General features: G+C 55.9%; 18 protein-coding genes. 10 read left to right on the forward strand and 8 right to left on the reverse strand.

Annotated features, from left to right (window positions below; genetic code table 11):
- The first annotated feature begins 1 nt into the window (after position 1).
- The 4 genes from QN215_RS01800 (at position 2) to QN215_RS01815 (ending at position 4,449) form a co-directional block, all read left to right on the forward strand.
- Complete coding sequence (locus tag QN215_RS01800) at positions 2 to 1,435, forward strand: ABC transporter permease (protein WP_369344433.1); 1,434 nt, start codon at positions 2 to 4, stop codon at positions 1,433 to 1,435.
- Positions 1,436 to 1,572: 137 nt separating this feature from the next.
- Positions 1,573 to 2,778 carry an ABC transporter permease gene (locus tag QN215_RS01805; RefSeq protein WP_369344434.1) on the forward strand — a complete coding sequence of 402 codons (1,206 nt, stop codon included), beginning with the start codon at positions 1,573 to 1,575 and terminating at the stop codon, positions 2,776 to 2,778.
- Between the two features lie 148 nt (positions 2,779 to 2,926).
- Positions 2,927 to 3,724: an ABC transporter ATP-binding protein gene (locus tag QN215_RS01810; protein WP_369344435.1), complete on the forward strand. Its 798-nt coding sequence runs from the start codon at positions 2,927 to 2,929 to the stop codon at positions 3,722 to 3,724.
- 158 nt (positions 3,725 to 3,882) lie between these two features.
- Entirely contained in the window at positions 3,883 to 4,449 is a 567-nt protein-coding gene (locus QN215_RS01815) for an FMN-binding protein (RefSeq protein WP_369345028.1), read from the forward strand.
- A 104-nt stretch (positions 4,450 to 4,553) separates the two neighbouring features.
- Here the strand turns inward: QN215_RS01815 and QN215_RS01820 are convergent, their stop codons facing one another.
- Positions 4,554 to 5,846 carry a class I SAM-dependent methyltransferase gene (locus tag QN215_RS01820; protein ID WP_369344436.1) on the reverse strand — a complete coding sequence of 431 codons (1,293 nt, stop codon included), beginning with the start codon at positions 5,844 to 5,846 and terminating at the stop codon, positions 4,554 to 4,556.
- 154 nt (positions 5,847 to 6,000) lie between these two features.
- On the opposite strand from QN215_RS01820, the gene QN215_RS01825 reads away from it, so the two are divergent.
- Complete coding sequence (locus tag QN215_RS01825) at positions 6,001 to 6,423, forward strand: DUF4186 domain-containing protein (protein WP_369344437.1); 423 nt, start codon at positions 6,001 to 6,003, stop codon at positions 6,421 to 6,423.
- An 86-nt stretch (positions 6,424 to 6,509) separates the two neighbouring features.
- Here QN215_RS01825 and QN215_RS01830 read toward each other — a convergent pair whose 3' ends face one another.
- The 6 genes from QN215_RS01830 to QN215_RS01855 form a co-directional block, all read right to left on the reverse strand.
- The gene (locus QN215_RS01830; protein WP_369344438.1) at positions 6,510 to 7,730 is read right to left on the reverse strand and encodes an amidase family protein; all 1,221 of its coding nucleotides are present in this window, start codon (positions 7,728 to 7,730) and stop codon (positions 6,510 to 6,512) included.
- 152 nt (positions 7,731 to 7,882) lie between these two features.
- A complete protein-coding gene (allB, locus tag QN215_RS01835; protein ID WP_369344439.1) occupies positions 7,883 to 9,223 on the reverse strand; it encodes an allantoinase AllB in 1,341 nt (446 codons plus the stop codon).
- Between the two features lie 53 nt (positions 9,224 to 9,276).
- A complete protein-coding gene (locus tag QN215_RS01840; RefSeq protein ID WP_369344440.1) occupies positions 9,277 to 10,614 on the reverse strand; it encodes an allantoate amidohydrolase in 1,338 nt (445 codons plus the stop codon).
- Positions 10,611 to 11,888, reverse strand: a complete 1,278-nt coding sequence (locus tag QN215_RS01845; RefSeq protein ID WP_369344441.1) for an alanine--glyoxylate aminotransferase family protein — start codon at positions 11,886 to 11,888, stop codon at positions 10,611 to 10,613. Before QN215_RS01845 ends, QN215_RS01840 begins: the two co-directional genes overlap by 4 nt.
- A 101-nt stretch (positions 11,889 to 11,989) precedes the next feature.
- Positions 11,990 to 12,772: an aspartate/glutamate racemase family protein gene (locus QN215_RS01850; protein ID WP_369344442.1), complete on the reverse strand. Its 783-nt coding sequence runs from the start codon at positions 12,770 to 12,772 to the stop codon at positions 11,990 to 11,992.
- A gap of 27 nt (positions 12,773 to 12,799) precedes the next feature.
- Complete coding sequence (locus QN215_RS01855) at positions 12,800 to 14,368, reverse strand: NCS1 family nucleobase:cation symporter-1 (RefSeq protein ID WP_369344443.1); 1,569 nt, start codon at positions 14,366 to 14,368, stop codon at positions 12,800 to 12,802.
- Between the two features lie 377 nt (positions 14,369 to 14,745).
- Between QN215_RS01855 and QN215_RS01860 the strand changes: the two genes are divergently transcribed.
- Positions 14,746 to 15,606 (forward strand): MurR/RpiR family transcriptional regulator, encoded by an 861-nt coding sequence (locus QN215_RS01860; protein WP_369344444.1) that lies wholly within the window; start codon positions 14,746 to 14,748, stop codon positions 15,604 to 15,606.
- 74 nt (positions 15,607 to 15,680) lie between these two features.
- Here QN215_RS01860 and QN215_RS01865 read toward each other — a convergent pair whose 3' ends face one another.
- Positions 15,681 to 16,979 (reverse strand): lactonase family protein, encoded by a 1,299-nt coding sequence (locus QN215_RS01865; RefSeq protein WP_369344445.1) that lies wholly within the window; start codon positions 16,977 to 16,979, stop codon positions 15,681 to 15,683.
- Between the two features lie 359 nt (positions 16,980 to 17,338).
- Between QN215_RS01865 and mvk the strand changes: the two genes are divergently transcribed.
- From mvk to fni, 4 genes are read left to right on the forward strand one after another with little or no spacing between them, the layout of a single operon-like run.
- The gene (gene mvk / locus QN215_RS01870; protein WP_369344446.1) at positions 17,339 to 18,433 is read left to right on the forward strand and encodes a mevalonate kinase; all 1,095 of its coding nucleotides are present in this window, start codon (positions 17,339 to 17,341) and stop codon (positions 18,431 to 18,433) included.
- Positions 18,430 to 19,623, forward strand: coding sequence for a diphosphomevalonate decarboxylase (gene mvaD / locus QN215_RS01875; protein WP_369344447.1), 1,194 nt, complete (start codon positions 18,430 to 18,432; stop codon positions 19,621 to 19,623). The genes mvk and mvaD overlap by 4 nt, the downstream gene beginning before the upstream one ends.
- Positions 19,613 to 20,797, forward strand: coding sequence for a phosphomevalonate kinase (locus QN215_RS01880; protein ID WP_369344448.1), 1,185 nt, complete (start codon positions 19,613 to 19,615; stop codon positions 20,795 to 20,797). The genes mvaD and QN215_RS01880 overlap by 11 nt, the downstream gene beginning before the upstream one ends.
- Positions 20,798 to 20,799: 2 nt before the next feature.
- A complete protein-coding gene (gene fni, locus QN215_RS01885; protein WP_369344449.1) occupies positions 20,800 to 22,020 on the forward strand; it encodes a type 2 isopentenyl-diphosphate Delta-isomerase in 1,221 nt (406 codons plus the stop codon).
- Positions 22,021 to 22,058: the final 38 nt, after the last annotated feature.

Below are 22,058 nucleotides of genomic sequence, written 5' to 3' on the forward strand. Positions count from 1 at the left end.
AATGTTCTTGAATCGTATGGTGTTTCGCTCGCTCAGCAGGCAGTTGCGCCGCCGCATACTGATTGCGGTGAGTGTGGGGCTCTCGACCTGCGTGTGCGTTGCCATGCTTGGAATCGTGTTCGATGTTGGTGACAAGTTGAACGCCGAACTTTCGACCTACGGCTCGAATATCGTCGTGCAGCCAAAGTCGGATGCGGTGATTTCCGACCTGTATTCGTCCGGGGGCACCGATTCCTCAGATGGTTCAAGCAGTGCGGCCGCAACGGCAGGTTCTGCCCAAACCGATCCGACCGCATTCATGAAGGAATCCGACGTGCAGAAGATCAAGACGATCTTCTGGGCATACAACATCACGGATTTTGCACCTCAGCTGAACATGCGCGCAACGGTTGGGAATGTGTGTCGCGATGATGCGCAGCAAGCGTCGTGCTCGGCTGCGTCTGAGTCAGCAGCGTCAGGGTCAGCTTCGTCTGGTTCAGGGCGTTCTGTGGCAATCGTTGGCACCTGGTTTGCCAAAACGCTTAACCTCGATACCGGCGAATCCACGGTTGTCGGCATCCGCAACATGCGTTCGTGGTGGAAGGTGACGGGCAGATGGGCATCCGACAAAACAGTCGAGAGTTCTGGAGTGGAAAGCAGCGAGGCGATGATTGGCAGCACGTTGGCCCAACAGTTGAACGTGCAAGTTGGCGGAAGTGTTACGCTGCATAAATCTGGACGTGAACAGCATGTGCGCATCGTGGGCATCTTTCAGTCGGGCGACAGCGATGACAACGCGATATATATGCCTTCCGAAGCTGCTGAAAACCTGAACGACACTCCGAATTCGATTGATCGCATCGAAGTGAAGGCTCTCACCACGCCAGAGAACGATCTGGCGAGAAAGGCGGCCCGCAATCCTGCCGCACTCTCTCAGGAAGAATGGGAAACCTGGTATTGCACGGCATATCCTTCATCAATCGCATATCAGATCGAGGAAGTGATTCCGGGTGCGGTTGCCAAGCAGGTGCGTCAGGTCGCCGCGCTGCAAGGCGATGTGCTGAAGAAAACCCAGGCAGTGATGATTCTGATGACGGTGCTGAGTCTGATTTCAGCAGCCATAGCCGTGGCGAACCTTATGGCAGCTTCGATTGGCGAACGCTCTTCAGAATTCGCACTGTTGAAGGCGATTGGCGCGAGCGATGGTGCGGTCATCAGATTGACCCTTCTTGAAACCGCAGTAGTCAGTCTGGTAGGCGCACTCGTTGGAACTGCAGCCGGCTTTGGGGCGGCGCAGGTGATTGGACGCGTCGTGTTTGGCTCTAGCGTTTCTATGCGTCCGATGGTCTTCGTGCTGGTCTTCGTGCTGCTTGCTGTGACGATTCTGCTGGCATCGTTGTCAGCGATTAGGTCGATTCTCGGGCTGCGGCCTGCCGAGGTGCTGCATGGGAGATAGAGCTGCGAATTCGCAGACGCGAAGGCCGGCTTCGCTGCTCTGCTGTGATGATCCGTTGTGCAAAGTGACGACATGAGGGGAAATGAGGTGCATGGTGATTCCAAGCTTGGTGATTTCCAGGGTGGAGAAGGGTTGACATGAATAACACGCGGATGTTCATAGCGATGATTCTCGGCGCGATATTTCGCAGGCGCTCGCGGGCAATGATGGCAGTCATTGCGACGATGGTTGGCGCTGCAACGCTGTTTTGCCTTGCGGCGGTATGTATTGCGGTGCCGCAGCAGATGAACGAGGATATGCGCTCCTATGGGGCGAATCTTGTCGTTGCTGCCATCGAGAAGCAAGGCTCTGAGAAGACCGGTATACCTGACGAGATGGTTGAACACACCACATCGATGGTGCGGGCGAAAGCGTCTGCCAGATTTGCGACCTATCGCTACGAAACCGTGCGGATCAACGCGGCCCCATACATGCTTGCGGCAATCGACAGCGCACAGGTGAAGGCTCTGAACCATCACTGGAGCGTGCAGGGTTCATGGCCTTCGCATGGTGCGGTTATGGTCGGCAGCGATGTGGCTTCGGCATTGGGGTTGAACGTTGGCGGCAATATAACGATTGCCTATCAATCCTCTGATAATGACGGTTCTGCCGCGTCCAAGACAACGCGGGATGGTCGGGTTTCCACGGATATTCTCAATGGTGGAGGAATCACCTACCGGGTTGCGGGCATCGTCAATACCGGAGGTTCTGAAGACGAGATCGTGTATGCCACGAATGCCGATGTCGATGCATTGTCCGGTGTCAAGCGTGGAGCTGATGTCATTGAATATTCATCACAGGCGATGGGTGCCAATCTGACGGCGATTGCAACGAGCATCAACGATATGAGCAGCATGGGCGTGAAGGCGCAGACGGTGACGAAGATAAGTGCTTCCGACTCGAAGATCATCACCATGCTGCAGACGTTGTTCTGGTTGATTTCCGTCGTGGTCCTTGCGCTCACCTTCGTTGGTGTGGGCACGACCATGGCTTCGATTGTCTCTCAAAGGCGCAATGAAATCGGGCTTCGCAAGGCTCTCGGTGCGCCCAATTCGAGCATTCGCACCGAGTTTTATACTGAATCGGTTATCTATGGTCTCATTGGTGGCGGTCTGGGCGCAGCTGTGGGCTTCTGGCTCGCTCGTTTGCTCTGCTCGCTGGTTTTCGACAGGAATATCGCGATGAACTGGTGGCTGCTTGTTGTCTCGGTCTTGGTGAGCGCGATTATTGCCATCCTTGCGACGATTCGGCCCGTTATGAAGGCTTCCCACATAGATCCCGCCGTCGTATTGAGCGAGGAATAAGCGAGATGTCGAGTTTTGCGGCAATTTCAGAGTATCCAGCCCAATATTCGTTGAAATGGAGACGTCAGAAAGCCGTTTTGAGACGTTTATACCTTGCAATTGTCGCAAAACTCGCAATATCATTTTTTTGGAGACGAAAGGAGCAGACATGCTGCTCGAATTAGACCATGTTTCGAAGATTTATGGCGATGTGCATGCCGTTGATGATCTCAGCCTCTCGGTTCAGGAAGGGGAGTGGCTCGCAATCGTTGGTTCATCGGGTTCAGGCAAGACCACGCTGATGAACATCATCGGTTGCATGGATGCTCCAAGCGAGGGAACGGTGTCGCTCGAAGGTCGAGAGCTCAATGATTTGAACGCGTCCCAGCTTGCCGACATAAGGAAGAACGTCATTGGTCTGGTCTTTCAGAAGTTCTATCTGGTTCCACATCTCACGGCAGTCGAAAACGTGATGGTCGCGCAGTATTACCATTCGGTCGTCAACGAGCAGCAGGCGATGGAAGCGCTTGCCAAAGTCGGTCTGGCTGAGCGAGCTCACCACTTACCAAGCCAATTGTCTGGCGGCGAGCAGCAGCGGGTGTGCATTGCCAGAGCCTTGATAAACTGCCCCAAGCTGATTCTGGCTGACGAACCCACGGGAAATCTTGATGAAGCGAATGAGAAGATTGTGCTCGAGCTCTTCAAGCAGTTGCATGAGCAAGGTACGACTATCGTAGTGGTGACTCATGATTCGCTGGTGGCTTCATGTGCACAGCGTGAAATCATGCTCAACCATGGTGTGCTGGTTGACGAACGGTGGAACGACGAAGCTGCGCAACGGCGATATGCCGAAGCGGGTGGCAAGCCTGCAAAGCTTCCTCAGGCTGCAAGCAGCAAGCATTCAGGCGAGGAGTCATCGATTCCTGTGGGTTTTGATACCATCACGAAATCGGCAAAAACGCACTGAATGCCAGATGTGCAGGCCGTGATGCAGCCTGATGCATGCGAGGGACGCGCACTGAGTATGCATAGCTGTGTAAGCATAGCTGTGTAAGCAAGCACAGTTGAATAGGCATAGCTGAATAGGTGCAGCTAAAGAGTAGATACTGATGAAGAGCAACAATGATGAAGAATAATAACGGTTCACATGTCGCTAACCATGCGGCAGCTCCGTCGCGAAGGGTGAAGCGTGCGGCTGTAGCCGCTGTCGGTGTGGTTGCTGCGAGTGTGGTGTTCGGCGCATGCGGTCAGCCGAAGGCCGTGCCGATGGATGACGAATACGCTGGAGGCAGCGCAGAGTCGAGCTCGGCCCCCGCGGATTCAAGTGGGTCGCAGGGTTCATCTTCCGCATCGTCATCTGTCTCTGCTTCACCCTCATCGACAAAAACCGATAGTGGCACCTACCAGGATGGAAGGTATTCGGTCACGAGCACGTACGGTCCGGTTGGTGAAGATTCGATCGATGTCCATGTGCAGGTGAAGGCCGGCAATGTCAGTGACATAGCAGTTGTGGGTCACTCGTCGAATTCGATCTCGCAGAAGCATCAGCAGGCCTTCATCAAAGCCATTCCTGGGGTGGTCGACGGCAAACCGTTGAAAAGTCTGAAGGTGGACAAGGTTGCAGGAGCCAGCTGGACCTCAGACGCATTCAACAAAGCCATGGAGGTAGCTCGGGAGCAGGCCTCCGAATAGGAATGCAAACAGCTAGGCCGTTGGAATCCGCTTCTGACGTCAATCAGAAAAACCGACTCCAACGGCCTAGCTGCTAGCATGATGCCGCAAGACGCGCATACATCTCAGTGACGTGGCCACCAAGGACGCAGCGGATAGGTGGTCGTGCCGGTCTCGGGATCGGGCTTGATGCATAGGAACTGGTGAATCTGAATCGTGTTCATTTCGAAGTTGAAGCGTGAACCTGCCATGTACATGCCCCAGAGCCGTGCCTTCTGCTCTCCGACCATGTCGACGGCCTTCTTCCAGTTGCGTTGCAGATTCTTGTTCCAGTTCATCAGGGTCAGCGCATAATGCTGGCGAAGATTCTCCTGGTTGATGACTTCGAAGCCCACGTTGTTGATCACGTATTCGATTTCACCTGGGCTTGCGAGCTCGCCATCGGGGAAGATGTAACGGTCGATGAAGCCGCCTGCACGCTTGCCCTGGTGCGAATTCGTCCGTGTGATCTGATGGTTCAGCAGCATGCCACCTGGACGTAGCTTCTCCAGCATTTCCTTGAAGTAGGCGGGATAATGCTTGTGCCCCACATGCTCCATCATGCCGAGGGAGCAGATTCCATCGAAGCCGGACTCAGGAATATCGCGATAATCCTCGAGTCGAACCTCGGCCAGGTCTTCAAGACCCTCTTTGCGAATCCAATCATTTGCCCACTGGACTTGCTCCTCTGAGAGGGTGACGCCGATGACGTGGATGCCGCGCTTTGCTGCGGTGACCTCCATCGAACCCCAGCCGCAGCCGATATCCAGCAGATAGTCTCCGGACTTGAGGTTCAGCTTGTCAAGCACAAGATTCAGCTTGTTGTATTCTGCCTTCTCGAGTGAATCGTCCTCCGAGTCGAAGCAGGCGCAGGTGTAGGTCATTGATGGTCCGAGGAAGAGATTGTAGAACTCGTTGCTCAGATCGTAGTGATAGCTGACTGTGGCTGCATCGCCCTTTTTGGTGTGGGGCAGGATGCCTTCGCTGATGCGCTTGGCCACGGATGGCAGTTCGATCTCCGGTGGCTTGGGAACGTGGAATCCATGCGAAAGAATCGACGAGGTGATGTTTGCCAAGGTTGCCGCAGTGGGCTTGTGGAACTGAGCTTGCAATTCCTGCAATTGCTTGAACACTTCATAGGGATCGCCAGGCGTAAGTTCTGGAGAGGCGATGTCGCCCTGCAGATATGCGCGGGCAAGTCCCAGATCGTTCGGATTCTCGAATATGTAATATACGGCCCGTGAGTTGCGTACCTCAAGATGCAGTTGTGCGTCGTCGTTGCCACAATGCGAACCGTCGAACGCGGTGACCTGTAGAGGCGCATCGGGATCGATAAATGCCTCGACCATTTCTGCAACATTCATTCTATGTTTCGCCATGAAACCCCAATCTTTTGTGAATATCCCCCCACCCCTATATTGCAGGGTAAGTACTGCTCACCTAGGTTACTACCCCAGTGGTAACAAATCGTATGCTTGTTCACTCGTGCAATGGAGCGCTGACACTGTAATTCTGGCGTTATACAGTGGCATTATGCAGTCGACATATGACAGTCAGTGGGTTCAGGGGATGCTGGCAAAGCTCGCACAGTCGAAGTTTCGCGCGAGCTTTAAGCTGAGTGTAAAAGATAGGGTCTATGCCCAGAACAAGGGTCTTGACGCCATCGATCGGCATGCTCATGACATGCTGCGCAGCCGCGTCGGGGCTGCCTTTCCGTTGAAGGACGGCAAGCAGACACCATATCGTGGTCATCCCGTCTTCACGGCGCAGCATGCGACGGGCACATGTTGCAGAACGTGCATGGAGCGCTGGTATGGGATCGGGAAAGGCCGTGAGCTTACACCTGATGAAATCGACCATCTTTCGGCTGTCATCATGGCCTGGATAGAGCGTGACATGCGTGAACACCCTGTGCGATCTGCACAGCATGAGGCCGAACAGCTGACCTTGCTGTAGCGAGCCCTGAGCTGTAGCAAACCCTGATGCTTGAGCTTTCAAGCAAGTTGCGCACGATCTGCCAAGCGTATGTGGCGTGATGGAAGCTATGCGGGCGGATTCGCGCGTCTATTCAAGCGCTCTGCTGCGGCGATGACGCTCTTATCGGAACCCGAAGGACCCATAAGACATGCGCCGCAGGGCAGACCTGCCGCTGTCCGTATAGGAATGTTCACGGCTGGCAAGCCTGCGATGCCGGCTATCGTCGTCAACAGCATGGTTGCGGCTCTGGCTTGCGCGATTGCCCGGGTGCTTTCGTCCGTATTCCCGGCGAACGGTGCGACACAGCTTACCGTCGGAATGAGGAAGAGATGGTTGCCGAGAAGACCCCTGATCGTAGCCCGCGCATCTGCAAACTGGATGGAAAATCTCTCGTATTCCTCGGCGGTGATGTGCATATCACGTTCAAATCGTGATGCGATCTGCGGATCCAGGTCATTCCCATGGCTGCTGACCCAATCGCCATGTGCCTGCCACGCTTCATAACCGCGCACGACGTTGAATATCGTCAGCCAGTCTTCAAGCATGTCGTGTGTGATGGCAAGCTCCTCCGAATCGTTGATATCTGCAGCAGGGGCTGCTGAATTCTGCGTATAACGATCGCGCAGAGCGGCGGATCTCCATTGTGAAAATGCGATTCTCACGTCCTCGTCAACGTATGAATCCAATATTGGGTCTATCTTCACGCCGACTGGTGTGACGCTATCCGGTTCAGGCATGAGTTGTTCCGCCGTGATGGCGAGCGTGTGCGCGTCTCTGGCAAGGATGCCTACCGTGTCGAAGGAATGGGAGAGCGGATGCACGCCGTCCCGCCGAACTCTGCCAGACGAGGTGCGAATGCCCCATAATCCTTGATAGGCGGCAGGTACGCGAATCGAGCCTGCCGTATCCGTGCCGAGCCCGATCTGCGCCTGTCCGCTTGATACTGCAGCTGCGGGCCCTGAGGAAGATCCGCCGCTGATTCTGCCAGGTGCGGCAGGATTGGGGGCAGCCCCATAATGAATGTTCACTCCTGAAAGCGAATAGGCGAATTCATCGGTTTGCGCAATGCCTGCCACATGAGCCCCAGCCTCAAGCAACAAGCGAACAGCCGATGCGTGATGCTCCTGTATGCTCGCTTCGCTTAAGAATTGCGGGTTACCGACACCTATGGCAAAGCCTTGCACGGCAAACAGGTCCTTCACAGCAATGCCCAAGCCTCGCAAGGGGCCGTCATGAATTGCGGAGACGAGAGGATGCCCCACGATTCGCCAGATGCTAGGATCCATGGACTTATCTGTCAACTTATATGTGGGTTTACCGCTTGTGGGTCTACCGTCTCGCGCTTGCTCTGCCATCGTCTCTGCTCGATTCATTTACGTGATGCTCGCCGTCGGCTATCGCTGCCATGCCTATCGCTGCCATGCCTATCGCCGCATACTTATTGTCTCAGGATCAGATGTTCCTTGCTCGCAGCCGGTTCTGCCCCGCCGATGAGCGTGCGAACGACGACACCCTGAAGATTCTTGCCATCAAAGGCACTGATGGGATTGCGGCTGCTGAGCTTGGCAGCGTCAACGACGAAATGCTCCCGAGGCTTCACGATAACGAGATCGGCCCGCTTTCCCACGGCAATGGATCCACGATCATGCAGTCCCACGAATGCAGAGCTGTTGGTTGACATCCAGCGAATCACATCCGCAAGTCCTAGACCTCGTTGCATGGCAGCGGTGAGCACGGCGCGGAATCCAACTTGCAGGCTCGAAACGCCACCCCATGCTGTGACAAGCGTTCCGGCCTTCATGCGAGCGGTCGTTGGAGAATGATCGGTCACGACCATGTCAAGCGTGCCATTCGCCAGACCTTCCCACAGCTTGTCCTGTTCCTGAAGACTGCGAATCGGCGGGCAGCATTTGAACGCAGTATTGCCATCGGGAATGTGATCGCAGTCCAGAGTGAGGTAATGAGGGCAGGTTTCCGCCGTGACGGGTAATCCGCTGGCTTTCGCATCGGCAAGCACGGATACCGTCAGACCGCTGGAAACATGCAGAATATGCGTGTTGCAGCCGGTGCGTTCAACCAGCGTCATCACATGTGCCACCGCATCGCTTTCGCTGCGCGAAGGTCGAGATTCAGTGAAGCTGCGGTAACTCTGTCCAATCAGTGAAGAGTCCGAGACCAATTCATCGGGTTCTTCCGCATGAATGATGAGCTGGCCGCCGAAATCGGCTATCTCTCGCATGGCTTCTTCAAGCTGATCAAACGAAAGCGAACCATATTCTTCGACGCCACTGGGGGAGAGAAATGCCTTGAATCCGAACACTCCGGCATCCCACAGAGCTTTCAGATGGCCAAGGTTCGAACCGTCCACACCTCCCCAGAAGCCGAGCTGCGTATACGCCTTGCCTGCCGCAATCGATTGCTTGAGTTCGAGGGCTTCAACATTCAAGGTCGGAGGATTGCTGTTGAGAGGCATGTCGATAACCGTGGTGACGCCACCGTGTGCCGCTGCCCGCGTGGCATAGTCGAATCCCTCCCATTCGGTGCGTCCTGGCTCATTGATGTGCACATGGGTATCCACCACGCCAGGTATGAGTACCTCGTCATCGCTGAGCAACGTTTCCCGCTTAGACGCAATGCTCTGGGCAGGGTCTTCGCAAACCTGGCTTATCGTGTCGCCAGTAATGCCCACCGAAGCTTGGGAGATGGCACCATTGATCAGTACCTTGCCTCGGAAGACCTCGTCGGCAGTGCGAATAGAGCCGCCATCGTCATCACGCATATGACAATTATGCATATGAAACCTCCAACATCGTATTGAGTTATGTGAAGTGTCTAAGCCTCGTCGATGCGAGCGGCGAGCGCTTCCACCGCCTGCTCGAATGCATCGACGCCAAAGGCAACGTCGATTTCCCTTACGGATTCGTCGGGACTGTGGCTGATGCCACCCTTGCAACGCACATACAGCATGGCGATGGGGAGCAAGTCGGAAACGGCCATGCCATCATGCCCGGGGAAGCTCACCAGTCCAAAGGCATCCTTACCCTCCGCCTTCTCGATGCCCTCGGCGATGCACGACAGCAATTGCGCATCGCAGGTCACTGCGCTCGCGGTATGGATGAGCTTTCGTTCCACGCTGACCTTGCGGGATGCGCAGACGACATCGATGGCGTGCCATATTGCAGCCAATGTCGAATCGCGTATGTCGTCGGTGCCTGCCCTCACGTCGAGGCTGAATGTCGTCGTGCCGGCGATCACGTTCACGCCGCCCGGGAACGCGGAAATTTCACCCACGTTGGATCGTGCCCCGGCCTCGCGGCTGATGCGGTCGATGGCTTCAATCATTTCGGCCGCTGCCGTGAGCGCATCCCTTCTCAAATTGTATGGGGTGGCAATATGGCGGGATTCTCCGGTTACCGTGATGACATATCGCGATGCTGCCGCAATCGAAGACACGAAGGACAATGATCGGTCGCGAGACTCAAGAATCGGCCCCTGTTCAATGTGAAGTTCCATGTATCCGAGGGCATCGGTGGAGTTCAGAGCAGCGGTGCCGACCCTGTCAGGGTCGAGCCCGAAGTCGAGGAATGCCTGTCTCATGCTGATGCCGTTGCTGTCCTTGAGATTCAGCCATGCAGGATTCCAGCTGCCCGCCAGAGCGTATGAGCCAAGAAGAGTGGCACCGAAGCGTGCGCCCTCTTCATCCCCGAATCCCACGACTTCGAGCGAGAAAGGCAGCTTGCCCATCAACCCGCTGGTCGTCAGCCGCTTCGCTACGGCGATAGCCGAGACCACGCCAAGGATGCCGTCATATTTTCCCGCATCGGGCACGCTGTCAAGGTGCGACCCAAGGATCAGCGAAGGAAGACCATCTTCGCGCCCTTCGACCTTGCCGACAAGATTGCCTGCGGGATCGATATGGACTTTCAGACCCGCTTCCTCCATCCATGAGCTCGTAAGCTGGTATGCCTGGCTCATTTCTGGAGAGAGATAGGTGCGTTCGATGCCGTGTTCCATCTGCGAGAATTCGGCAAGCTGGTCGCAGCGATCCATCATGATGCTGGCTTCGCTGCACGCCCATTCATTCGGTCTGCCGGATGGGTGCGAGAAGGCCGGAGCGGTGTCAGTGATGTCTGTGGAGTCCATTGCCTTGTCCTTCAGCGATGTGTTCATGCCTTGCCCTCTTTCTCTGATTGGGCGTAGATGGCCGACGCCGCGTCAATGCCCTGCTGAACGTCAAGTTTTGCGCCGTTTTGGTTGAGCACCATACCCAAGGCGGATGCGGCCGTAAGCACTGCGTCCTTTCGAGCATTGCATGCCATGACTCCGATGCGCCAGATTCTGCCTTGCAGTGGGCCGAAGGATGACGCGATTTCAACGCCGAATTCCTCGAGCAATTGTGAACGGATTGCCGTGTCATGAAGGCCTTCTGGAATGACGACCCCGATGACGTCATTCATTCTCGTCTGTTGGTTTCCGTACAATTTCAGGCCCATGTTCACAAGCGCAGTAGACATGGCAAGTCCATTGATTCGATGGCGTTCGATCACATGGTCAATGCCCTCTTCCGTGATGATTCGGGTTGCCTCGTGCACCCCGTAGAGCAGGTGCGTTGCCTCGGTGTGATGATTAAGATGCCGTGGCCCCCAATAGTCGATGATCTGGGGCAGGTCGAAGTAGTTGCTGTTGATGCGGTCGCTCCGTATTTCTTCGCTGGTGTCGGCTATGCCAGCCTCGATGCTCTTGCGCTCATTCATCACTGCGACCGCTCGCGGAGCGATGGTGATGGGAGCCATGCCCGATGAGGCTCCCAGGCATTTCTGCATGCCGGCGGTGACGATGTCAATCTGCCATTCGTCGGTTTTCAGCTCGTTGCCGGCAAGCGATGCCGTTGCGTCGGTGAAGAGCAGCGCGCCCTGTTCATGGCAGATCGCTCCGAGTCCTTCGAGGGGTTGCAGCATGGTCGTCGAGGTGTCTCCGTGAACTGTGGCCACAAGTTTCGGATGAATGCGTTTGATGGCATCGGCGATTTCGTCGATGCTGAAGACCTCGCCCCAGGGTCGCTCGATGACATGGGTTTCGGCCTTGCAGCGCTGAGCGATCTCCTTGAGCAGCATGCCGAAGCGTCCGGCGCAGCAGACGAGTACCTTGTCGCCTGGGGCAAGCACGGAAACGAAGGCGGCTTCGATCGCTGAACGTGAGGTCCCGTCGACGACGAAGGTCTGTTCGTTGGATGTCTTGAAAATCGACCGCAGCATGAGCTGAACCTCGCCCATGACCTTGAACATGTATGGATCGAACTGTCCGACCGTAGGCTGCGACATCGCACTCAACACACGTGGATCGACATTCACCGGTCCCGGTGCCATCAGCAAACGATGCGGTGGATTCAACGCCTCCACCTGCATCGCTTGGGCATCGACACTGTCATTGGACTCTACGCTCATAACCTCTCCTCCGGCCATCAAGACCTGTGTAGTAACTTCCATCACCGTTCATGTATGAAATTTATTATTCATATATGTCCACTATGAAACAAATATTTCCATCAAGAATCGGCATCATCCAGCGACTCGGCATTATTCAATGAATCAGCGCCATCCAGGGTGAAGGCTTGCAGCAATCCAATAACGGGCTTTGCCGGAGGAAGCGCGAATTCTCCGACAGAGCTTGTATGCATGTTCATCCTGACCAAAGCCTGCGAGAGTGCCACGGCTGCCTGCACGCCGTCAATCACCGGCACGTGCAGCGCCTTGGAAAGACGCTGACACATTCCCGCCATGCCTGCGCAGCCCAGCACGATGGAGTCTGCGCCGGATTCGGCAAGCACCTTTTTCGACTCCGCCTCCAGCTTGCGGTAGCAAGCCAGCGGCTCGCGTTCAAGGGCCAGAACGGGTATTTCACAGGCGGCATAGCTCACGCAGAGCTTGGAAAAGCCATAGGCATCGACCAGATCCCTTGCCCTGCCCAACGTTCGTGACAGCGTGGTGACTATGCCGAACGACCTGCCGGCGAAGCTGGCTGCATGAAACGCTGCTTCCGCTATGCCCAGAACCGGTGCAGATGTCAGTTCCCTGGCAGCATCGAGCCCTGGATCTCCAAAGCATGCAATGACATACGCGTCAGTGCCTTCGGCTTCACCTCGGCGAATCTCGTCGAGCACCCCTACGCTGGCAAGGGCCTCGTCATAGTGACTTTCTATGGATACAGGCCCCATTGCTGGGCTCACGGCCTCGATGGTGGTGCCAGTTTCCGCCACCAACAGTGCAGCCTCTTCGATGGAACGCGTCATCGCCTCGGTGGTGTTCGGATTGATTACCTTGATTTTCATAACGGTATCCATGCCTGTTTCGAATGCTTAGTTGTTGGCTGGCAGAGCGCCGTTGTTGACTTCGGGCGAAGCGGCATCCAGCTGTGGCATCTGCGGATTCCTGCGCTCGAAGAATACGAACAGCACGTATCCCAGACCTGCGCCGATGAACCAGCTGAAGTTTGAAATCCAGGTGATGTCGAACAGTCCGAGCTGCTTAAGAGGGGAGGGGGCGATGGCACTGGCGACCGCGATGACACCGGCGATGGCGAGAGCCAGCACCGCATTGGGGTTGAATCCCTTGTGGTACCAGTAATGGCCTTTCGGACTCATCGTGAACATGTCGTCAACGGCTACGAGCTGCTTGGAGATGGTGAAATATCCGGCGATCAGAATGCCGAAGAGTGGTCCAATCAGCGATCCGAGCAGATCGAGCGTGTAGTGGATGGCCTGATCGTTTGCATACCAGTTCCATGGGGTGATGACCACCGATCCGATTGCGGCGATCATGCCGCCCGCGCGCCAGCTGATCTTCTGCGGATTGACGTGTGAGAAGTCGAATGCCGGTGAGACGAAGTTTGCGACGATGTTGATGCCCACGGTGGCGATGACGAAGGTCAGGCCTCCAAGAAGAATCGCCACTGGAGCGCCGATATGTTCGACGGTTTCGATGGGGTCGGTGATGAGCTTGCCGAACACGGGTTCCGTTGCCGAGGCGCAGATGACGGTGAGCAGCGAGAAGACGAGGAAGTTGACGGGAAGTCCCCAGAAATTGCCTTTCTTGACACTCTTGTAGGTGTGTGAATACCTTGAAAAATCACCGAAGTTGAGCATCGGTCCTGCAAAGTATGAGACGACCAGTGCGATTGCGGTGATGATGACGGGAATCGACTGCATGAAGCTCAATGGTTTGCCTGAGGAGAGGTTGAGGTTGATATGGCTGATGCCCCCAGCCTGGGCCACGAGGTACACGGCGAGAATGAACATAACCGCATACACCAAGGGACCAGCCCAGTCGATGAATTTACGGATGGCGTTCATGCCCTTCCAGAAGACGCAGGTCTGGGCTATCCACAGGATTCCATACGAAATCCATCCCAGCGCTGAGAGGCCGAGGAATTTATAGTCGGTGGCAAGCGTCTGCGTTGCCGGGATGAATTTCAGAAATACGATGTTCAATGATTCCGATGCGAGGAATGTCTGCACGCCATACCATGCCACGGCTATGATTCCACGGATGATTGCTGGGATGTTGGCGCCCTTGACGCCAAATACGAATCGCGTGGTGACGGGGAACGGCACGCCCATGCTCTGGCTGGGCTTCGCGACCAGATTGACGAACACCTGGACGATGACGATTCCCACTATGAGCGCGAGCAGTACCTGCCAGCTTGCGATGCCGAGTGCGAAGAGGCTTCCTGCAGTAACATACCCGCCTACGGAATGCACGTCGGACATCCAGAATGCGAATATGTTGTACCAGGACCACGTCTGTTTCTTGAGTGGTGCCAGATCCGAGTTGGCTAGACGCGCATCGTAGTCGCTTTTGATGACCACCTCATCCTGCGGAGTCGTGTGACTCTTCTGTATTCCTTCTTCAACCGATATTGAAGTCATGTCTGTTCTCCTTGCCAGACGAGCTTCAACGATGGTTGACGGCAGAGGGTGCGGAAATTTCAATTTCAGTACAACGTAATGAATTGAACCGATTGCTGCGTATCTTGAAGCTCAATGGGTGATGACAGCTTCACTATCTGAAATATTTGTTTCATAACTTAGATTCTGAAATTTCAATTTCGTTACGTAATGGTGCGAAGCGAGACATTTGGTGCCAAAGTCACTTATATGTGGAAATCTTCTGGTAAACAATTGGAAATATTCGTTACGTGGCGCTCCATGGTGCATTGACGAGCGGCACGCGCAGGTGCGAGAACCATCAGTTCTTGGGCTGAGGGAGCGTTCAAACGCGGCCACCATTGTAAGATGTGAGGGTGATGAGCATAGTTGAGCGTATACAGAATCATTACGATTCGCTGACAGCGGCGGAACAAGACGCGGCGACGTTCATTCTTGGGCATCTTTCGGATGCGCTCCTTTTGAACTCGGCGGAGCTCTCCAAGCTTTCGAAGGTCTCTCAGCCAACCCTAAGTCGGCTCTATCGTAAGATAGGATTTCGCAACGCAGCGGAATTCAAGCGCGACATCCGCAGACACCATCAGCCTGGTTCGCCTGAGTTTCTTAGCCAGGGAGAAACGACCACGGGTCTGCTGGTCGATCATATGAACAACGATATTGCCGCGCTGCAGCATACCTTCAGCCGACTCGACAATGCCATGATGGACCGTATCGCTCAATCAATCATGAAGGCCAGAAACGTTGCAGTCATCGGCCTGAGAAACAACTATCCGATGGCCCTGCACCTGCGTGAGCAGTTGATGCAGTCACGCGCACGGGTACAGGCTCTTCCTGAACCTGGGCAAAGCCTGGCCGAAGAGATAGTGGATTTGAACGAGGAAGACGTCGCAATCCTCTGCGGCGCTCGCAGACGCACGGCAGTATTCCATAATCTTGCTGCGACGCTTGCCGAACAGCATGTGCAGCTCATCATCATCGGCGATTCGACGGTTCGACGTACGGCACTCGAAACGGATGCGGAATTCATCGAAACCGATCTTCACTCCCATGTACTCTCCAGCTATACAGCCGTATTCAGCGTGCTTGCGCTCATCGCCGAATATGTGGCAACCAGCGCCCAGCAAGGCGCGAACGTAGACGCGTCCCGCAGTCGAATCGAGACGATCAATGAGCGTTTTGACAAGCTCAAAGAGCTTGAGAACTATGCATCCCATCGCTGAGCGCACGAGGGAACGCAATGTGTTCACGAAACGCAGGACAGTGTTGCATATATAGGCTGTGTATATAGCTTTCCTCAGACGATCAGCGTGCAGGTTGGCGAGGGTATGTGCAGCGACGCTTCCTCATGAGGTCGGCCGTCATCGTCGCAGACGAAGCAGTTGACGGTGGACGAAAGCTGATTCGACACGAGCAGTCTTCGGCCGAATGCCAGAACATGTCGCGGCCAGCTTCCGCCACTGGAAAAGCCGTTCTGCCATGAACCATCGCCTGCATGTGGGAGCCTTGCCAAGGTGCATCCATTCCAGCGCAGCGGAATGATGCGGTTGGTTCCACGCAGCCCGACATAGGCGAAGCCACGTTCGGGTGAGCTGGCATCGTCGGGGATATATGCCAGCGATGATGCCTGATCCTTCTGCGTTGCGCCCAGATTCACACTGTCGACGATGCTGATTCCAGCAGGATTGGACGGGTCGAGTCTGAGCACGAATGCCTTCCGACTCCATTCGGTTATCAGCAGGATTGCGGCTGAAGCGCCAAAGTCTTGCAGATTCGCCGGCAGAATGTGCAGATCCCTCGGCCCGGTTCCTGCTGGTAGATACAGTGCTCCCAGCTTGTTGAGCATTCCGTTGCGCCACATGTAGGTGCGGATGCGGTCTGCGCCGAGGTCAGCAACCAATACCAGATGGCGAGCGGATGGGGACGATCCTGCTCGTGGGCTTGCCGCGTCTTCCTCAATGGTGGAAGAGGCTGTGGAAGAAGCTGTGCATGAGGTTGAGCATGATGATGGGTCTGAGTCAGAGTCTTGGGATGATGACTCGATGGGAAGAATCCAATGAGCATGGGAATGCTCCTGCGCGGGCAGAGGGCCGTGTCCTGCTCCATGCAAGGCTTGTTCAGCCTCGCCGATGCGTCCCTTCGCATCGATGGGGTGCACGGTCACGGTCCCGTCGCCATAGCAGGCGCTGACTATATGCATGGCTCCCCTATCGTCCCTGCACAGGGCAACATGCGTTGGCCCCTCACCCGGAGTGCGCATGCGAGAGAGCTGATGGAGTTGAAGTTCTGAGCGTCGCTGATCGGAGTGTCTCGTGCATGAGTATGACACGAGTTCATTGCTGAATTCCAGGCAGCCATACACGATGCCGTCGTTCAAGCACATCCATGAGGGTGAAGGAATCTCAGCCACGCACCTTCGGTGTTCGAGCTGGATGCCTTCTTCATCGCTGTTTCCGTACGCTTGGCTGCCAGCGGATTCATGACTTGCCGTGATCCATTCGATGCCCTGTGCCTGGCCGTCTCCGTCTTTGCCCCATCCGCCTACCAGCAATTCACGAGTGCCGTCGTCTGCCGATGCTCCCAAAGCTGTTCCCATACAGAGCATTCTACTGTTGTGACAGAGATACGGCACAGACAACCGGTGACAGAGCGGTCAGATCGAGCGGCGTTGAAGGCGTAGTCTCGGTCTTCAAGCCCATACGGTGCTGATGGTGTTGCCAGTACTGTGCCAATACTGTGCAGCTACTTCGTATGTGCTTTGCAGTGAAATTGTGAATCTCCACTGTATTATCATCGTTCTGCGCTGCGAGCGAGAGACATTCGACCGTATAATCCTTAATCGGTATGCATGTAATAATGGCGAGAGGGAAATGTTTCCGGTAACGGTTCGTGCGGCGGTTATGAATCGTGGTATGCACCAGAATCGTTGAGCCGGAAAGGTGGAGCAGGGCATTCATGAAGGAACTGACGTATGAGCAATACCGCAGACGACCGCAGCCAGCTCTGCTGGGCGCAGAAACCGCTTCAAGAGTTTCGGGTCATATGATGCGCTCCGCCAGCCCTCAGCTTGCCGTTCAGCCTGCACGCGTCGGCAGTCCTTCGCGCGGAGCATTCCATTCCGGATATGGCGAAACGTGGGCAAAGGCGATACTCATAGGCGAGCACAGCGCAGTCTATGGCTATCCTGCAGTGGCGCTTCCCCTGCACAGCCTGAAGATGAAGGCGTGGGCAACACCGAATCTCAGCGGCAGACACGAATTGCGAGCCTTGGGATTCAGCGGGCCCTTGGAGGAATCCGGTGAACGATTCGCCGGCATTCGAAGAGCGGTGGCCGTTGCAGAGGAATTCGTCTCACCAAGACGCTGGTCGGCTTTCACCCTCGTGACCGAGGCGGATTTTCCAGCCGAACGAGGACTGGGTTCTTCGGCGGCCGCGGCTGGAGCCGTTATTCGAGCAGTGCTGGATGCCTACGGAATCAGCGCCACTCCTCAGGAACTGTTTGAACTTACCAATCGTGCAGAAATGGTTACCCACGGCCACCCGTCCGGCCTGGATTCGGCAACCACATGTTCGCGAAACGCCGTGATGCTCAGCGCAGGCAGAATCTCACAGCTATCCATACAATCTTCAGGTGTTGTGATCATTGCCGATTCGGGAATCTGTGGAAGTACGCGAGAGGCCGTCGGCAGCGTCCGCAGCCAGTACGAGCAGAACAAGCCCCGCGTCGATGCCATTCTCGCGGAGCTCGGAACTCTGGGCTCGCAGTCCGTGAACGACCTTCAACGAGGTGCTATCGAGGATTTGGGCATTCACATGAACGCTGCCCACATTCTGCTCGCCCAACTCAAGGTAAGCGACCCAACCTTGAACAGGCTGGTCAGCGCAGCGCGCGAAGCCGGAGCGTTGGGTGCGAAGATGACAGGCGGTGGACTCGGTGGCTGCATCGTCTCACTCGCCGCAGACCAGAATCAGGCCGATATGATTGTGCGCAGACTCAGGCAGGCTGGTGCGCGAGGCGTCTGGTCACATAGAATCGGAGCCGTCGCATGAGACCGGAGAGTGCTCGAAGCAACGCTCAGAACAAGACTCAGGCTTCACAGGCTTTACAGCCATCACAGGCATCTCAAGGGCCTTCCGAGGCGATGCAGGCAACCGCAAGGGCAAACGCCAACATAGCTCTCGTAAAATACTGGGGCAAGGCAGACGAATCACTGATCATTCCCCATGCATCAAGCCTTTCCCTGACCGTCGATGGACTCGGCACGACCACGCAGGTCACCTTCCATGACGGCACATCCGGCAAGGCAGCGGCATCGAAGCATGAATCCGAGGAGTCAGACGAAACCGGCGACACTCTGACCATTGACGGCGAGCGGCACCAAGGCAAGGCATTGCACAGGGTGAGCGCCTTCCTTGACAGAATTCGCGAACTCGCGGGAATTCAGGCCCGTGCCAACGTCATCTCATGCAACACCGTGCCGTATGCGGCTGGACTGGCGAGCTCCGCATCCGCCTTCGCAGCGCTTGCAGCGGCGGCTTCGCATGCTGCCGGTCTGCATATGGACGACAGGGACCTTTCAAGACTGGCACGATACGGTTCAGGTTCAGCCTCGCGTTCCATCTACGCTGGTTTGGCAGTCTGGCACGCAGGTCATGACGACGCAAGCTCATATGCCGAAGCAATCGCGTCGCTGCTTGAATCCGAGGGCGCTTCGGCTGATGCAGCCGAATCTGCACGCGATTTCGGCATGCATCTGGCGATGATCGTCATACTGATCTCTAACAAGAAGAAGGCCATCTCAAGCCGTGCGGCCATGCACCGTTCGGTCGAGACCTCGCCCTTGTACAGACCCTGGATTCAATCATGCAAGGATGATCTACGGCAGGCCATCACCGCCGTCAGGCGAGGCGACATCGAGATGCTTGGAACGGTGACTGAAAGAAACTCCTACGGCATGCATGCCACGATGATGACGGCTCAGCCGCCTGTGCTGTTTTGGCAGCCAGAAACGGTGGAGGCATTGCACGCGGTTGAGGATCTCCGCGCCAGCGGCTTGGGGGCCTGGTCTACGATGGATGCGGGACCGAATGTCAAGGTGCTCACGTCTGCCAAGGATGCGGTTCGAGTATGCGAAGCACTGCGCGAGCGCATGCCCGAGCGCGATATCCGCATACACATGGCCGGGGAAGGTGTCCGAATACTGGATAAAAATTTGGACATGCACAGTCGTGTCCAGTGATGACGTCGCACATGGAAACCGGACGAAGGACGAGGATTTGGAAGAGACAGCTACTGGCAGAGCACCTGGAAAACTCTATGTGGCAGGTGAATATGCGGTTGTCGAACCCGGCCATCGCGCGATCGTCGTCGCGGTAAACCGTTTTCTTGTCGTGCAGGTTCGAGCCTCCCAGCATGGCTCCTCTCAAGGATCATTGCAGTCGAGCAGATTGACGCAGCAGTCTGTTCGCTGGCATCGCAGCCAGGACACGATAGTCGTAGACTCCGCAGACCAATCGGGCTGGGGATTTATCATCAACGCCATCCGCATGGTCGAAAAACTTGCATGTGAAGCGGGAACATCGTTGACATACTGCGATATCGCTGTGTCAAGCAGCTTGGACGATGCATCGGGAAAGAAATATGGCCTTGGCTCTTCAGCCGCGGTCACCGTTGCCACGGTTCAGGCACTCTGCAGCTTCTACGGCCTTGACGTCAGTGAAATGGAACGTTACAAACTCGCCTTCCTAGCAGCGAACGAAGTGCAATCCTCCGGTTCGGGCGGCGACATCGCTGCAGGCACCTTTCAGGGCTGCATTGCATACAGTTCGCCGGACCGTGCATGGATATCGTCACACAGCGCAGAGGCATCGCTGAGCGTTGCACAGCTTATCCAGATGGATTGGCCGGGATTGTCAATCGAACGTCTGCCAATACCCAAGGCCATGCGCTTCCTCGTCGGATGGACAGGAGCACCCGCTTCGACTCCTGAACTGGTCGCCAACGTTCAGCACAGCGTGCATCAAGAAGACACGCATCAGCATCATGCACCGTCCGATCACCCTGAGCGCAGCTACGCACAGTTCATACAGCGCAGCGATGCCTGCGTCCAATCCATGGCTCACGCCTTCAGACATGGCGATATCGCTGCAATCCAGACACAGATTCGAGAGGCGAGGCAAACTTTGCTCAGTCTCACCGAGATAACCGGCGCAGTCGTTGAAACACCGGCATTGCATCGTTTGGTGAGCATTGCCGAATCCCACGGCGCTGCAGCAAAAAGTTCTGGAGCAGGGGGAGGCGATTGCGGCATCGCCATCTGTGGAATGGACGTTGATGCGCATGCGATTCAGCACGACTGGCATGAATGCGGCATCGAGGCTTTGGACCTGCACATCAGCACGGGGGACGAATAACCATGTCAAGCAGTAGCAAGCATGAACACCCTGATTTCTCAAGTTTCTCAAGATTCCCAGCTTCCACTGACGCATCCCGTGCATCAGACGAGCAGATTCATACAGCCGCGGAACGCTCGCATGCTCGCAAGGACGACCATGTGAGACTGGCAAACAGCCAGCACGAGGCCGAAAGCCGTAATGCCTTTGACGATGTCAGATTCGTTCACAACAGCTTCCCCGACATTGCCGTCAACGACGTTGATCTCCACACGGACGTGCTTGGCGCACGCTGGGAGCTACCCTTCTATATCAACGCCATGACCGGAGGTTCCGAACACACCGGAGCCGTGAATGCATCGCTGGCAGAGGCCGCCAACGCGACAGGCATCTCCATAGCCTCGGGCTCACAGCACGCAGCCTTGCGCGATCCGACGCTCACGCCTACGTTCGCAACGCTCAGAGAGCACACGCAAGGCTTTCTCATAGCCAATGTCGGGCCGAGCGTGACTGCCGCACAGGCGCAGCAGGCCGTCGAGATGATTGACGCCAATGCCCTGCAAATCCACGTCAACGCAGCCCAGGAGATCGTCATGCCTGAAGGCGACCGTGACTTCAGCGAGTGGAAGGCGACCATCGATGCGATTGCGCAGACGGTTCAGGTTCCCGTCATCGTCAAAGAGGTCGGCTTCGGCATGAGCCAGGCAACGATCCGATATCTGGGCACCACGCAGGTAGCCGCAATCGACGTGAGCGGCAAAGGCGGGACCGACTTCATCTCCATCGAGAATCAGCGCAGGCAGCGTCTCGAATTCAGCTACATGACCGGATGGGGAGAATCAACGGTGCTGAGTCTGATGAACGCTGCCGCAGTGAACCATGATTCGTGCCGTAAACCCAGCATCATTCAAGAAGAGGCGCAACAACATCGTGCCAAGCCGCAGGTGATCGCTTCCGGTGGTGTCAGAACGCCACTTGACATTGCCGTGGCGCTATCCATGGGTGCTCAGGCAGTCGGGGTTTCCGGGCATTTCCTGCATACGCTGATGACATCCGGCACGGATGGCCTGATTGCAGAAATCGAACGGTGGAAGCAGCAGCTACGCTCCATCATGACCTTGCTAGGAGCACGTTCTGTCGCGGAGCTATCGAAGACTGATCTTCTCATCACCGGAAAGACGGCGCAGGAGGCCGAACTGCTCGGAATTTCACTGAAAGGCTATGCAAATCGCTCGGTTCAGTGAGTGGACTACTATTAATATGTCCTTTTTGCATAATCAGA

This window comes from Bifidobacterium sp. WK041_4_12 (assembly GCF_041080795.1).
GTDB lineage: Bacteria > Actinomycetota > Actinomycetes > Actinomycetales > Bifidobacteriaceae > Bombiscardovia > Bombiscardovia aquikefiricola.

What these genes read in the sequence shown, in the direction of transcription:
- QN215_RS01810 (WP_369344435.1), top strand. Translation starts at nt 2,927, where the DNA reads ATGCTGCTCGAATTAGACCATGTTTCGAAGATTTATGGCGATGTGCAT.
- QN215_RS01825 (WP_369344437.1), top strand. Translation starts at nt 6,001, where the DNA reads ATGCAGTCGACATATGACAGTCAGTGGGTTCAGGGGATGCTGGCAAAG.
- QN215_RS01820 (WP_369344436.1), bottom strand. Translation starts at nt 5,846, where the DNA reads ATGGCGAAACATAGAATGAATGTTGCAGAAATGGTCGAGGCATTTATC.
- QN215_RS01830 (WP_369344438.1), bottom strand. Translation starts at nt 7,730, where the DNA reads ATGGATCCTAGCATCTGGCGAATCGTGGGGCATCCTCTCGTCTCCGCA.
- QN215_RS01805 (WP_369344434.1), top strand. Translation starts at nt 1,573, where the DNA reads ATGAATAACACGCGGATGTTCATAGCGATGATTCTCGGCGCGATATTT.
- mvaD (WP_369344447.1), top strand. Translation starts at nt 18,430, where the DNA reads ATGAGACCGGAGAGTGCTCGAAGCAACGCTCAGAACAAGACTCAGGCT.
- QN215_RS01860 (WP_369344444.1), top strand. Translation starts at nt 14,746, where the DNA reads ATGAGCATAGTTGAGCGTATACAGAATCATTACGATTCGCTGACAGCG.
- QN215_RS01800 (WP_369344433.1), top strand. Translation starts at nt 2, where the DNA reads ATGTTCTTGAATCGTATGGTGTTTCGCTCGCTCAGCAGGCAGTTGCGC.
- QN215_RS01815 (WP_369345028.1), top strand. Translation starts at nt 3,883, where the DNA reads ATGAAGAATAATAACGGTTCACATGTCGCTAACCATGCGGCAGCTCCG.
- QN215_RS01845 (WP_369344441.1), bottom strand. Translation starts at nt 11,888, where the DNA reads ATGAGCGTAGAGTCCAATGACAGTGTCGATGCCCAAGCGATGCAGGTG.
- allB (WP_369344439.1), bottom strand. Translation starts at nt 9,223, where the DNA reads ATGCGTGATGACGATGGCGGCTCTATTCGCACTGCCGACGAGGTCTTC.
- mvk (WP_369344446.1), top strand. Translation starts at nt 17,339, where the DNA reads ATGAAGGAACTGACGTATGAGCAATACCGCAGACGACCGCAGCCAGCT.
- QN215_RS01865 (WP_369344445.1), bottom strand. Translation starts at nt 16,979, where the DNA reads ATGGGAACAGCTTTGGGAGCATCGGCAGACGACGGCACTCGTGAATTG.
- fni (WP_369344449.1), top strand. Translation starts at nt 20,800, where the DNA reads ATGTCAAGCAGTAGCAAGCATGAACACCCTGATTTCTCAAGTTTCTCA.
- QN215_RS01855 (WP_369344443.1), bottom strand. Translation starts at nt 14,368, where the DNA reads ATGACTTCAATATCGGTTGAAGAAGGAATACAGAAGAGTCACACGACT.
- QN215_RS01850 (WP_369344442.1), bottom strand. Translation starts at nt 12,772, where the DNA reads ATGAAAATCAAGGTAATCAATCCGAACACCACCGAGGCGATGACGCGT.
- QN215_RS01840 (WP_369344440.1), bottom strand. Translation starts at nt 10,614, where the DNA reads ATGAACACATCGCTGAAGGACAAGGCAATGGACTCCACAGACATCACT.